Raw genomic sequence first — 12,836 nt, 5'->3', positions numbered from 1 at the left:
TGCCGCTGAGCCGCACCGCGCGCCTGGTCATCCTGCTCGCCACCGTCGTCGTCCTCGGCGCGGTCGCCGTCGGCGCGACCCTGCACGCCGCCGGGCGCGCCGACCGGAAGGACCGCACCCGGTCCGGGGGGCCGAAGGTGACCCCCGGGACCGTACGCCTGGACGGTCCGCACCAGGGTCTCTTCCGCAACATGGCCTGGGGGCCGCACCGCGACGAGATCACCGCCGCGCCGGAAGGGCGGCTCACCGGGCCGCGCACCGCGTCCGGCGTGCACTGTCTGCGGTTCCACGCGGCCGCCGGAACCGGTATCTGCCTCCAGGCCGTCCACGGCGAACTCCGGGACAGCTACCGGGCCGTCCTCCTGGACAACCGGCTGCGCGAAGTGCGCCATTACGACGTGGCCGGCACCCCCACCCGCGCCCGGGTCTCCCCCAGCGGCCGCACCGTCGCCTGGACCGTCTTCGTCAGCGGTGACTCCTACGCGGGCACCGCCTTCTCCACCCGCACCTCCGTCGTCGACACCGGCGGCCGGCGCCTGGACGCCAACCTGGAGACCTATGCGCTGACCATCGACGGACACCGGGTCCGCGCCGCCGACATCAACGTCTGGGGCGTCACGTTCGCCGATGACACCCGCTTCTACGCCACCGCCGCCACCGGCGGAAAGACCTATCTCGTCCGCGGCGACCGCGGCACCCGAACCCTGCGGGCCCTGCACTCCAACGTCGAATGCCCCTCCCTGTCCCCCGACGGCACCCGGATCGCCTACAAGAAGCGCGTCGCGGGCGCCGACCCCGACGCTCCCTGGCGGCTGTACGTCCTCGATCTGCGCACCCTGCGCGAGACCGCGACCGGTGAACACCGCAACATCGACGACCAGGCCGTCTGGCGCGACGGCCGCACCCTGGTCTACTCGCTGCCGGGCGACTACGGCTCGGATCTCTGGACCGTCCCCGCCGACGGCTCCGGCACCCCGCACCGCCTCCTCTCCGCGGCCCTCGCCCCCGCCTTCTCCCGCTAACGGCTGTCAGGGGGCGGGCCCTGAGCTGCCGCCCCCTCCCCCACGGCCACCAGCAGCTGGAACGGCAGCTCGCGCGCGCCCTGACCCACGCCGACGCCGATCCAGCGGCCCTGCACCCGCCAGCCGTGCATCCGCGGGACATAGCCGCACAGGGTGTCCAGCGGCGGCCGGACCGGCAGGCCCCGCGCGGTCCGTTCCAAGTGGGCCCCGAGATCGACGGTTTCGGGGGCGCCCCACCGTAACGACAGCGCCTGCACCAGCGCCGTCAGCTCGGCGGTGAAGTCCTCCTCGGCCTCCGCCACCTCGGCGGCGTCCGCGTCCCAGAACTCCTCGCTGACCCGCAGCCCGGCTATGTGGTAACCGGGCCCGCTCTCGACCATGGCGGACCGGTCCGGCACCGCCGGGAACTCCCGCAGCCGCAGTCGGTCGATGACCGTCAGATGCTTGTCAATGGTCATGTCGTCAGTAAACCGCGCGGGTCTGACAATTGACCCTCCCGCGGCCAGGCGCGGGCGGACCTCGCGGACACCGCGACCGCCGAGCGGGCGTCACGGCGGCCGGCGGCCCCCTTCGCCGGGGCTCGCCGCGCACCCTCTGACCGGCTACGATCCGCCCCACACGCAAAGCGAGGGAGACGGACGTTGGGGCGGCTCACCGGCGGGGACCCGTCCCTGCTGCGACGGATCAACTCCGCGGTGGTGCTGCATGCGCTGCGCGCCGCGGACTCCCCCACGCTCACCGACCTCGTCCAGGTGACGGGGCTGTCCCGGCCGACGGTCGAGGGTGTGGTCGAGGGGCTCATCGAGACCGGTCTGGTGGCCGAGGCGGCCGCCGGGGAGGGTGCGGCCCGTCGCCAGGGGCGGCCCGCCCGCCGGTTCCGGTTCCGTACGGAGGCCGGCCATCTGCTGGGCATCGAGATCGGCCCGCACCGCGTCGCCGCCCTGCTGTCCGATCTGGGCGGACGGGTGCTGGACACCGCGCAGCGCCCCGTGGAGGAGCGCGCACCGGCCGACGAGCGGCTGGAGCGGGTCCGTGCCGTGGTGGCCGATCTGCTGCGCCGTACGGGCGTGCCCCGCGGTTCGCTGCGGGCCGTCGGGGTGGCCGGCCCCGGCATCGTGGAGGCCGACGGCACCGTCCGGCTGAGCACCGCGCTGCCCGGCTGGACGGGTTTCCCGCTGGGCGAGCGGCTGCGACGGTCGTTCCGCTGCCCGGTGCTGGTCGAGAACGACGCGAACGCCGCCGCGGTGGCCGAGCACTGGCAGGGCGCGGCGACCGGCTCCGATGACATCGTTTTCGTGCTGGCGGGACTGAGCCCGGGAGCCGGCTCGCTGATCGGCGGACGGCTGCACCGCGGCTTCGGCGGGGCCGCCGGGGAGATCGGCGCGCTGCATCTGCTCGGCCGGGAGGCCACGCCGGAGAAGCTGCTGTCCACGACCGGAGAACCGCTGCATCCCCTGGACGAGGCGCAGGTGGCGACGGTCTTCGCGGCGGCGCGGGACGGTGACGCACAGGCGCGGGAGGCGGTGGACCGCTTCATCCGCCGGCTGGTGCACGATGTCGCGGCCCTGGTGCTGGCGCTGGACCCGGAGCTGGTGGTGATCGGCGGCTGGGCGGCGGGCCTGGCGGGCGTACTGGAGCCGCTGCGCCGGGAGTTGGCGCGCTACTGCCTGCGCCCACCCCAGGTCGCCCTGTCCCAGCTCGGCGAGGCGGCGGTGGCCACCGGGGCGCTGCGGCTCGCGCTCGACCACGTGGAGGGCGAACTCTTCGCGGTGGAGAGCACGGTGACGGGCCGCCGCCGAACGGCCGCTCGCTGACGGCCACTACGGAGCGGCGCGTGACTACGGCCCGCCACAACGGAGCGGGGCCCCCTCCGGAACCTGGTCCGGAGGGGGCCCGTACGTCAGCCGCCGGGCGGGCGTCACCCCGCAAGCAAGGCGACCGCGTCGCTCTCGCCGAAGGTCAGCCGGCAGGTGTCCGCCCGGTAGGTGGAGACCGCGACGGCTGCCGTACGGCCGCCCGAGACATAGCGGGTGGTGACGACGAGGACGGGCGCGCCGGGCAGCCGGTCCAGCTGCTTGGCGTCCTCCGCACGGGCCGAGCCCAGTTCGACGGTACGGTCCTGGCCCTCCAGCTCCAGCGACTGGAGCTCCTGAAGGACCGCATGGGCGCGGGCCGGCCCGTTCAGCAGATCGACCTCCGGGCGGCCGGGGACCACGGCCACCGGGAAGTACAGCGACTCGGCGGCGAGCGGCCGGCCCTCGGTGACCCGGCTGCGGCGGACGATGTGCACCCGGTCCCCGGCGGCCGTCTCCAGCAGGCGGGCGACCTCGGCGGGCACCGTATCGCTCACCATGGAGCTGACCGGCTGCCAGTCGTCACCGGCGGCGCCGGGCCAGGTGTGGCGGGCGGGGGCCACGGCGACACCGACGCGGGGCGGGGCGACCGTGGTGCCCACACCGCGGCGGCGCTGGAGTCTGCCTTCCAGCTCCAGCTGTTCGAGCGCCTGCCGCAGCGTGGCCCGCGCGACGCCGAACCGGGCCGCCAGATCACGCTCGTTGGGCAGAATCTCGCCGACCGCGAACTCCGAGTCCAGCGCCTCGCTGAGCACGGTCTTGAGGTGCCAGTACTTCGGCTCCGGCACCGTTTCGAGCTGCGTGGTCCCCACCCTGTCCTCCGCACTGGCCGCTACCGGGATGCTCCCCCATGGGACCGGGCCGCGCGCGGCCGGCAGATGTAGGCCCGCTGCGCGCCCGATTATGAGCGCTTCTTTATTAAAGGTTGTTGCAGTATCCCGACGATATGGCCGCCCCCACCCTTGGTCAAGACCAATCCGGGATCACTTTCGGCCGCTCCGCACGCCCGAACGGGCCGTCCCGCCCACGCCCTCACGGGACCGCGGGGCACCGTCCCGGGCATGCTCGCGCCGCTGCACAGCCCGCCCGCGCACATCCGGTCTTCGACGCACTACGGGACGCGAGCGCCCCCGGCCTGGCGCTGCATCATCTCGTACGCCCTCAACTCACCGACCGGGCAAGGGCGCAGAGGCCGGGGCCCGTTCCCGTCCGAGGTCTTCGCCGCCGCTCAGCGGGCCGCGAGGGACGCCAGCTTCTCGGGGTTGCGGACGATGTAGACGGTCTTGATCTCGCCGTCCGCGATCCCGAGCTGGATGACGGTGTCCGGCACGCCGTCGAGGAGCACCAACAGCGCGATCCCGCCGTTGAGTTCGAGGACGGAGAACTCCAGGCCGGCCGGCAGCGACTTGGTGACGCCGAACAGGAAGCGGGCGACCTTGTCCGCGGACTCGATGATCCGCAGCGGGGCCTTGGCCTTCCCTCCGCTGTCCCCGACCAGCCGGGCGTCGGCCGCCAGCAGCCCCAGCAGCCCGTCCAGATCGTCGCCGGCCGCCGCGGCCAGGAACCGCTCGGTCAGCTCCCGCTGCCGGTCCGGATCGACCTCGTAGCGCGGCTTGCCCTCCTCCACGTGCCGCCGGGCCCGGCCCGCCAGTTGCCGGACCGCGGCCTCACTGCGGTCGAGAGTGGTGGCGATCTCCGCGTACGGATAGCCGAATGCCTCGCGCAGCACGAACACCGCGCGCTCCAGTGGGGAGAGCGACTCCAGGACGACGAGCACGGCGAGGGTGACCGATTCGGTGAACACCGCCCGCTCGGCGGTGTCCGGGGCGGTGCCGCCGAGGTCCGTCCGCAGCGGCTCCGGCAGCCAGGGCCCCACATAGGACTCGCGCCGTGACTGGACCTGGCGCAGCCGGTCGATGGCCAGCCGGGTGGCGATCCGTACGAGGAAGGCGCGCGGCTCCCGTACCGCCGCATGGTCCGCGCCCGACCAGCGCAGCCAGGCGTCCTGCACCACGTCCTCGGCGTCGGCCACCCGGCCGAGCATCCGGTAGGCCACCCCGAAGAGTACGGAGCGGTGTTCCTCGAAGACGTCGGTGACCTCGGTGGCGGAATCCTTCAGCACCGCTCCATCCCACCCGGCCGCCCCGGCGTTGTCCAGCGGAAACGGTGGCGGGCGGGCCCGCGGGCGCGTGGTGTGCAGCACACCCGTCGTGGCCCCGGCTGCCCCATACCGCTCAGTAGCCCCAGCTGGCATCGTGTCAGCGCACGCCCCGCACGACCGCAAGTCCCGCACCCCAGAGGAGTTCACCCATGGCCGCCCCGGTCTCCTTCGCCCGTATCACCCCCGCGGACCGGCCGCCGTTCACGGTCGCCTACGACCGCAAGGGCGCGGGCGAGCCCATCGTCCTGCTGCACGGCATCGGCCACCACCTCCAGGCATGGCGCCCGGTGTGCGACATCCTCGCCGCCTCCCATGAGGTCATCGCGCTCGATCTGCCGGGGTTCGGCGCCTCTCCCGCGCTGCCCGGCGGCTCCTCGTACGATCTGTCGTCGGTCGTCCCGCTGCTCACCGCGGCGTTCACCGAACTCGGCGTCGAGCGCCCGCATGTGGTGGGCAACTCGCTGGGCGGGCTGCTCGCGCTGGAGCTGGGCCGCACGAACGCGGTGCGGTCGGTCACCGCGCTCTCGCCCGCGGGCTTCTGGACCCCGGCCGAGCGGCGGTACGCCTTCGGTGTGCTGCGCGGGATGTACGCCGGCGCCCAGGCGCTGCCTCAGCCGGTGGTGGAGTCGCTGGCCCGGAGCGCCCTCGGCCGCGCCTCGCTCACCGGCACCATCTATGCCCACCCCGGCCGCCGCTCGGCCGAGGCCGTCGTGGCGGAGACCCGGGCGCTGCGCGAGGCGCCGGGCTTCGCACCGACGCTGGCGGCCGGCCGGGAGGTGCGGTTCACCGCCGATGTGCCCGGCGTACCGGTGACGATCGCCTGGGGCAGCCGCGACCGGCTGCTCCTCCCCCGCCAGGGCGTACGCGCCAAGCACACCATCCCGGGCGCCCGGCTCGTACGACTCCCGGGCTGCGGGCATGTGCCGATGAACGACGATCCGGCGCTGGTGGCGCGGGTCGTCCTCGACACGGTGGGCTGAGCCCGTGGTGCCCTGATCCCCGGGGGCCACCCGTTCCGGCGGCGCGTATCGGGACCGTATGCAGCACGGCAGCGTCCTGGCGATCGGGCGGTGCTCTTGCGACCATGGCCCGGGTCCGCCGGTCGCAGGGCCCAAAGCCGGCCGGGGGAACGGTGCACCGTGAACGCGAACGGGCCGGTGTTCACCGTCCGTTCGGCTGCATGGCACCGGACGGCGATACGAAAAGGGTGCGCAGTGAGGTCGGTCGAGGCATGGAGGTTGGAGATGGCGCAGGGATCCGGCAGCGGCTTCGGACGGCGGTCGCTGCTGCGCGGCGCCGCGGCGGGTTCGGCGGCGCTGGCACTGCCCGCGCTCTCCTGTGCCGCGCCGGCGCAGGCGCGCAGCGGGCGGCCGAGCGCCGACTGGGGTGTCCAGGTCGGGGATGTCACCACCTCCTCGGGTCTGGTGTGGGTGCGGTCCGACCGGCCGGCCCGGATGGTGGTGCAGACCGCGGCGACCGAGTCGTTCCGTCATGCCCGGTCCTGGCACGGCCCGGTGATCGGGCCGGACACCGACTTCACCGGCGTGACCTCGCTGCACGGCCTGCCGTCCGGTGAGCAGGTCCACTACCGGGTGCTGCTCGCCGACCCCGACGACCCGCGGCGCACCGGTGAGCCGGTCTCCGGCACCTTCCGCACCGCGCCCACGGGGCGTCGCACGGACCTCCGCTTCCATTGGTCGGGCGATCTGGCCGGGCAGGGCTGGGGCATCAATCCGGACCGCGGCGGCTACCGCATCTACGAGGACATGCGGCGCCGGAACCCGGACTTCTTCCTGTGCAGCGGCGACAACATCTACGCCGACAATCCGATCCCCGAGCGGGTCACGCTGCCGGACGGCCGGATCTGGCGGAATGTGACGACCGAGGAGAAGTCCAAGGTCGCCGAGACGCTCGCGGAGTTCCGGGGCGCGTTCCGCTACAACCTGCTGGACGAAAACCTGCGCCGCTTCAACGCACAGGTGCCGACGATCACCCAGTGGGACGACCACGAGGTGCACAACAACTGGTACCCGGGGCAGCTGCTCGACGACGACCGGTACACGGAGAAGTCCACGGATGTGCTCTCCGCGCGGTCACTGCGCGCCTTCAGCGAGTATTTCCCGATCCGTACGCTGCGGCCCGACGGGGGTGGCCGGGTGTATCGCGTGGTGTCCCACGGCCCGTTGCTCGATGTGTTCGTGCTGGACATGCGCCGTTACCGGAACGCGAATTCTCCGGGCCGGCAGACCGACGACGCGCAGGGCATCCTCGGCGCGGAGCAGCTGCGCTGGCTCAAGCGGGAGCTGTCCCGGTCCCGCGCGGTGTGGAAGGTGATCGCCTCCGATATGCCGCTGGGGCTGGTCGTCCCGGACGGCAGAACGAACTTCGAGGCGGTGGCCCAGGGCGATCCGGGCGCTCCCCTGGGGCGTGAGCTACAGCTGGCCGAGCTGCTGCGGCACATCAAGCACGACCGGGTGACCGGCACCGTCTGGCTCACGACGGACGTCCACTACACCGCGGCGCAGCACTACGCGCCGGAGCGGGCCGCGTTCAAGGATTTCGAGCCGTTCTGGGAGTTCGTGTCGGGGCCGCTCAACGCGGGCGGGTTCCAGGCGCTGAAGATGGACGGAACCTTCGGGCCCGAGCAACCGTTCATCAAGGCGCCGGACCGTGCCAACACCTCCCCCGCGGAGAGTCCGCAGTACTTCGGCGAGGTCGATATCGACGGAGGCAGCGGGGAGCTGACGGTGCGGCTGCGTCAGGAGGGTGGCCAGGTGCTGTTCAGCAAGGTGCTGCAACCAGGACGGGTAGGGCAGTAGGGGCCAATGCGTCGATTGCGTCTTTTACCCGTCGGACACAAGGTGTTGGTGATCAGGCAACACCTGTCCGGCAGGCTTGTGTGCATGACTGAAGCACCCTTTGCCCCTTCCGCCCAAAGCCCGCACCGGCGCCGGGACGCCCGCCGGCCGGCCGGCCTCCTCGCGGCCGCGACGGCCGGCTTCCGCTTCTGGTGGTCACGACGCCATGAAAACGCCCCGCCGCCGACCGATACCGGCGCCGCGGCGCCGTCCTCCACCGACCGGTCCCCGGGGGCCGGCGGCCAGGAGACGGTGCTGTGGCGGATGCGGACCACGGTCCGGGACGAGCCGGGCAGCCTGGCCGCACTGTGCACGGCGCTGGGTGCCCGCCGGGTGGACATCCTCAGCCTCCAGACCCACCCGCTCTCCGAGGGCACGGTCGACGAGTTCCTGCTGCGCGCGCCCGCCGCACTGACCTCCGACGAGCTCACCCGTACGGTCGCCGGCGCGGGCGGCACGCACAGCTGGCTGGAGCGGGCCGACGCACACGACCTCGTCGACGCGCCGACCCGGATGCTGAGCCTGGCGACCCGCACGGCCCTGGACTCCGCCGAACTCCCCCTGGCACTACGTCAGTTGCTGGGGCGGTGCACGATCCATTCGGTGCCCGCGCGCTCCCTGAACGGGCACCCGCTCGCCGAGCAGGTCCCCACGGAGGGCGTGCTGGAGGAGCACCGCATGAAGTTCCGCGACCCCTCCGGGGGCTCGCTGACCATCGAAAGGCCGCAATTGCCCTTCACCCCCACCGAGTTCGCCCGGGTCCGGGCGCTGGTCGATCTGGACGCCCGGCTCGGCCAGCGGGTGCCGCCGCGGCGTGATGTGCTGACACTGCCGGAGGGCAACGAGATCACGGTCCGCCGCGCGGACACCTCCGACCTGGCCGCGGCCCGGGAGATGCACGACCGCTGCTCCCCGAAGACCCTGGGGCTGCGCTACCACGGCCCGGTCGGCGACGCGGACCGCTATCTCGGCCATCTGCTCAGCCCGCGCTTCGGCCGCACCCTGGCCGTGGAGACCGCCTCCGGCCGGCTGGTGGCGCTCGGCCATCTGCTGTGGGACGGCGACGAGACCGAGGTCGCGCTGCTGGTCGAGGACGCCTGGCAGCAGCGCGGTATCGGCACCGAGCTGCTGGGCCGGCTGGTGACGATGGCGGCCGAGACCGGCTGCGAGAGCGTGTACGCGATCACCCAGGCATCGAACACCGGCATGGTGGCCGCGATGCGCGGCCTCGGGCTGCCGCTCGACTACCAGATCGAGGAAGGCACGCTGGTGATCACCGCCCGTCCGACGGGACTGCCCGCCGCACGGGAGCCGCGGGAGACCGTACGCATCCCGGACGGCAGCGGGCGCCGCTGAATCCCCGGGAGCCCCACCGGACACCGGACCCCAGCCGGCCGGGCGTGGCCGCCCCCGGCCGGCCGCCGCACCCGGCAAGGGCGCCGCACCCGGCAAGGGCGCCGAAAAGCGACAGCAACGTATAGCTTTTTGGTGGTGACGCAGCGGGGCGATCCGTACGAGGATGGCCGTATGCCCAACACCACTACTTCCGGGGGCGGCCCGCTGCCCCGCGAGGTCGCCGACGCCTATGTCGACGCCCTTGTCGACCTGGACCCGATCACCGGCACCTTCCTCGGCGTCGCCGAGAGCTCCGACAAGCTCCCCGACTTCTCTCCGACGGGCCAGGAAGCAGTGGCCCAGCTCGCCCGGACGACGCTGGAGAAGCTCACCGAGGCCGAGGCCCGGCCGGGCGCGGACAGCGCCGCCGAGCAGGTCTGCGCCCGGCTGCTGCGCGAGCGGCTGACCGCCGAACTGGCGGTCCACGAGGCGGGCGAGGGCCTGCGCACGGTCAGCAACCTCAGCTCACCGCTGCACCACGTCCGTGAGGTCCTCACGGTCACCCCGGCCGAGACCGACGAGGACTGGGCGGCGATCGGCCGGCGGCTGCGGGCCGTACCCGCCGCGCTGGAGGGCTACCGCTCCGCGCTGGACGCCGGCCGCAAGCAGAACCTGCCCGCGGGACCGGTCCAGGTCCGCACCGTCATCGGCCAGTTGGACGAGTGGATCGGCACGGACCGCAGCTGGTTCGCCGAGTTCACCGATGCGGGCCCGGACGCGCTGCGCGGCGAGCTCACCGAGGCCGCCGAGGTGGCGACCGGCGCGCTGGTGGAGCTGCGTGACTGGTTCCGCGACACTTACGCCCCCGCCATCGAGGGCGCGCCGGACGTGGTGGGCCGGGAGCGCTACACCCGTCTCGCGCGCTACTTCAACGGCGCCGACGTCGACGCGGACGAGGCGTATGCGTACGGCTGGTCCGAGTTCCACCGGCTGCTGGCCGAGATGGAGACCGAGGCCGAGCGGGTGCTGCCCGGCGCGAAGACGCCCTGGGAGGCGCTGGCCTGGTGCGATGAGCACGGTGAGGCGGTCGAGGGCGTCGAGGAGACCCGCCAGTGGCTCCAGTCGCTCATGGACGAGGCGATCGACGCGCTCGACGGCACCCACTTCGAGCTGGCGGAGCGGGTGCGCCGGGTCGAGTCCCGGATCGCCCCGCCCGGTGGCGCCGCCGCCCCGTATTACACCCAGCCGTCGCTGGACTTCTCCCGGCCCGGCCGGACCTGGCTGCCGACGATGGGCGAGACCCGCTTCCCGGCGTACGACCTGGTCTCCACCTGGTACCACGAGGGCGTGCCCGGCCATCATCTCCAGCTGGCGCAGTGGGCCCATGTCGCCGACCAGCTCTCGCGCTACCAGACGACGGTGGGCATCGTCAGCGCCAACGCCGAGGGCTGGGCGCTGTACGCCGAGCGGCTCATGGACGAACTGGGCTTCCTGACCAGCGCCGAACGCCGTCTGGGCTACCTGGACGCGCAGATGATGCGGGCCGTCCGGGTCATCATCGACATCGGGATGCATCTGGAGCTGGAGATCCCCGCGGACTCGCCCTTCCACCCGGGTGAGCGCTGGACGCCGCAGCTGGCGCACGAGTTCTTCGCCCTGCACAGCAGCCGCCCGGCCGACTTCGTCGAGAGCGAGATCATCCGCTATCAGGGCATGGCCGGCCAGGCCATCGGCTACAAGCTCGGCGAGCGGGTGTGGCTGCAAGGCCGGGAGGCGGCCCGCGCCCGGCACGGCGCGGACTTCGACCTCAAGGCATGGCACATGGCGGCGCTGTCGCAGGGTTCGCTGGGCCTGGACGATCTGCTGAGCGAGCTGTCGGCACTCTGACCAGGTCTCTTGGGGGCGGCGGCCGGGCCTGCCTGTGGTGGCCGGGCCTGCCTGTGGTGGCCGGGCCTGCCTGTGGTGGCCGGGCCGCCGCCCCGTTCGGCGGGCCGGCCGCGGCATCACAGCGGGACGGAACCGGCGGGATGGCGGCGCCGCCCCCGGGGTCAGCGCCGGAAGCCGCCCTCGGAGTTGATGACCTGACCGGTGATCCAGCCCGCCTCGTCGGTCGTCAGCCAGGCGATCAAACGGGCCGGGTCGTCGGGCGTGCCCCACTGCCCGCCGGGGAAGCACCCGGCGACCCGCTCACGGAGCTCACCGACCGCGTAACCGGTGTCCACGGGGCCCGGGTTGACGGTGTTCACGGTGACTCCGAGAGCGGCGAACGTGCTGGCCAGGCTGCGGGTCGCCGAGGCCAGCGCCCCCTTGGCCAGACCGTAGGCGATCTCTTCCGGCATCCCGTCACCGAGGTCCTGGCCCGAGGTCATCAGCACGATCCGCCCGCCCGGCAGCCCCGCGGGGCGCCGGCGGGCATAAGCCTGCGCGAGCAGGATCACCGAGCGGGTGTTGACCGCCCAGTGGGCGTCGAGCATCGCCGCGTCGAGGGCGTCGAGAGGGCCGTCGCTGCCGCTGAGGGCGTGATTGGCGACGAGGATGTCCAGCCGGCCACCGAGCGCCTCGGCGGCGGTGTCGAGCAGGCGGGCGGGGGCGTCGGGATGTGACAGATCGGCCGGCCCGTGGGCCACCACCGCGCCGGGGGCGGCGAGTTCGCGTACCCCGTCGGCGACCGCGTCCGGGCCGCCCGGGTCCGCTCCCCACGGCTGGCCGGCGTCGTGCGGCACATGATGGTGCAGATAGACGCCGGCCCCGTAGGCGGCCAGCCGCCGGGCGACGGCATAACCGATGCCCCGGCGCCGGCTCGCTCCGGTGACCAGGGCGGTACGGCCGAGAAGCGGCAACGGGTCGCGGCGCGGCGCCTCGGCCCCCGTGGCGGGCCGGAGCCCTGCGGCGGAGCTGCTCTTGTCGTAGGTCATGACACCCCACCCTCGCCGCCGCCGGCCGGGGCGTCACCCGCTTTTCGGGGCCGGCGCCCACGGGCGACGGCGACGGCGACGGCGACGGCGACGGCGACGGCGACGGCGACGGCGTGATCATGGCCGTTCACGCACCTCCGGCACCGGCCCGAAAAGTGGATATCACCGGCAGCACCCTTGCTCCGCCGGTAATTCCCCTGCTGGACAGCGCGGATGACCGGTTATTCCCCCGACGCCACCGACTGGCGCGTTCTCGACGTACTCCAGCAGAACGGCCGCGCGGGCTACGCCGAGCTGGCGCGCGCCGTGAACATGTCCGCCAGCGCGGTCACCGAGCGGGTCCGCCGGCTGGAGGAGGCCGGGGTGATCTCGGGCTATGCGGCGGTGATCGACCTGGAGCGCCTCGGGCTGCCGGTACCGGCCTTCGTCCGGCTGCGGTACACCGACGGCAACGACCAGCCGTTCCACGAGCTGCTGGAGACGACGCCGGAGATCCTGGAGGCCCACCACGTCACCGGCGACGACTGCTTCGTCATCAAGGTCGCCGCCCGGACCATGAGGCACCTGGAGGAGGTCTCCGGCCGGATCGGCGCGCTCGGCGCCGTGACCACCAGCGTCGTCTACTCCTCGCCGCTCCCCCGCCGCCCGGTCAGCCGGTGACCTGCGGCCCGTGACGGGCGGCCCGGCACGGC

At 73.3% G+C, this 12,836-nt stretch carries 12 protein-coding genes; 7 read left to right on the top strand and 5 right to left on the bottom strand.

The window, feature by feature from the left end:
• The first annotated feature begins 5 nt into the window (after positions 1 to 5).
• Positions 6 to 1,022: a TolB family protein gene (locus ACFWJW_RS16500; protein WP_387241021.1), complete on the top strand. Its 1,017-nt coding sequence runs from the start codon at positions 6 to 8 to the stop codon at positions 1,020 to 1,022.
• On the opposite strand, the gene ACFWJW_RS16495 is transcribed toward ACFWJW_RS16500, so the two are convergent.
• Positions 1,019 to 1,480 carry a hypothetical protein gene (locus ACFWJW_RS16495; RefSeq protein ID WP_387240850.1) on the bottom strand — a complete coding sequence of 154 codons (462 nt, stop codon included), beginning with the start codon at positions 1,478 to 1,480 and terminating at the stop codon, positions 1,019 to 1,021. The two genes, ACFWJW_RS16500 and ACFWJW_RS16495, sit on opposite strands and share 4 nt — an antisense overlap.
• Positions 1,481 to 1,663: 183 nt before the next feature.
• On the opposite strand from ACFWJW_RS16495, the gene ACFWJW_RS16490 reads away from it, so the two are divergent.
• Positions 1,664 to 2,836 (top strand): ROK family transcriptional regulator, encoded by a 1,173-nt coding sequence (locus ACFWJW_RS16490; RefSeq protein WP_387240847.1) that lies wholly within the window; start codon positions 1,664 to 1,666, stop codon positions 2,834 to 2,836.
• Between the two features lie 104 nt (positions 2,837 to 2,940).
• Here the strand turns inward: ACFWJW_RS16490 and ACFWJW_RS16485 are convergent, their stop codons facing one another.
• Positions 2,941 to 3,687, bottom strand: a complete 747-nt coding sequence (locus ACFWJW_RS16485; RefSeq protein ID WP_387240844.1) for a GntR family transcriptional regulator — start codon at positions 3,685 to 3,687, stop codon at positions 2,941 to 2,943.
• A 416-nt stretch (positions 3,688 to 4,103) separates the two neighbouring features.
• The gene (locus ACFWJW_RS16480) at positions 4,104 to 4,997 is read right to left on the bottom strand and encodes an RNA polymerase sigma-70 factor (protein WP_387240841.1); all 894 of its coding nucleotides are present in this window, start codon (positions 4,995 to 4,997) and stop codon (positions 4,104 to 4,106) included.
• A 188-nt stretch (positions 4,998 to 5,185) separates the two neighbouring features.
• On the opposite strand from ACFWJW_RS16480, the gene ACFWJW_RS16475 reads away from it, so the two are divergent.
• The 4 genes from ACFWJW_RS16475 to ACFWJW_RS16460 all read left to right on the top strand — a co-directional run bounded on the left by ACFWJW_RS16475 (position 5,186) and on the right by ACFWJW_RS16460 (position 11,116).
• The gene (locus ACFWJW_RS16475) at positions 5,186 to 6,016 is read left to right on the top strand and encodes an alpha/beta fold hydrolase (protein WP_387240838.1); all 831 of its coding nucleotides are present in this window, start codon (positions 5,186 to 5,188) and stop codon (positions 6,014 to 6,016) included.
• A 264-nt stretch (positions 6,017 to 6,280) separates the two neighbouring features.
• The gene (locus ACFWJW_RS16470; RefSeq protein WP_387240835.1) at positions 6,281 to 7,855 is read left to right on the top strand and encodes an alkaline phosphatase D family protein; all 1,575 of its coding nucleotides are present in this window, start codon (positions 6,281 to 6,283) and stop codon (positions 7,853 to 7,855) included.
• Positions 7,856 to 7,939: 84 nt separating this feature from the next.
• Positions 7,940 to 9,250, top strand: coding sequence for a GNAT family N-acetyltransferase (locus tag ACFWJW_RS16465; RefSeq protein WP_387240832.1), 1,311 nt, complete (start codon positions 7,940 to 7,942; stop codon positions 9,248 to 9,250).
• A gap of 171 nt (positions 9,251 to 9,421) precedes the next feature.
• Positions 9,422 to 11,116: a DUF885 domain-containing protein gene (locus ACFWJW_RS16460; protein WP_387240829.1), complete on the top strand. Its 1,695-nt coding sequence runs from the start codon at positions 9,422 to 9,424 to the stop codon at positions 11,114 to 11,116.
• A gap of 161 nt (positions 11,117 to 11,277) precedes the next feature.
• Here ACFWJW_RS16460 and ACFWJW_RS16455 read toward each other — a convergent pair whose 3' ends face one another.
• Together ACFWJW_RS16455 and ACFWJW_RS16450 are read right to left on the bottom strand one after the other, a co-directional pair.
• The gene (locus tag ACFWJW_RS16455; protein WP_387240826.1) at positions 11,278 to 12,144 is read right to left on the bottom strand and encodes an SDR family oxidoreductase; all 867 of its coding nucleotides are present in this window, start codon (positions 12,142 to 12,144) and stop codon (positions 11,278 to 11,280) included.
• Positions 12,141 to 12,275 carry a hypothetical protein gene (locus ACFWJW_RS16450; RefSeq protein WP_387240824.1) on the bottom strand — a complete coding sequence of 45 codons (135 nt, stop codon included), beginning with the start codon at positions 12,273 to 12,275 and terminating at the stop codon, positions 12,141 to 12,143. The genes ACFWJW_RS16455 and ACFWJW_RS16450 overlap by 4 nt, the downstream gene beginning before the upstream one ends.
• An 82-nt stretch (positions 12,276 to 12,357) precedes the next feature.
• Between ACFWJW_RS16450 and ACFWJW_RS16445 the strand changes: the two genes are divergently transcribed.
• Positions 12,358 to 12,804, top strand: a complete 447-nt coding sequence (locus ACFWJW_RS16445; RefSeq protein ID WP_387240821.1) for an Lrp/AsnC family transcriptional regulator — start codon at positions 12,358 to 12,360, stop codon at positions 12,802 to 12,804.
• The last annotated feature ends 32 nt before the right edge of the window (positions 12,805 to 12,836 follow it).

Origin of the sequence: Streptomyces sp. NPDC127097, assembly GCF_042724075.1 — a bacterium.
Taxonomy (GTDB): domain Bacteria; phylum Actinomycetota; class Actinomycetes; order Streptomycetales; family Streptomycetaceae; genus Streptomyces.
Note: the sequence above shows the minus strand (reverse complement) of the source record. Positions and strands in the feature narration are given on the sequence as shown.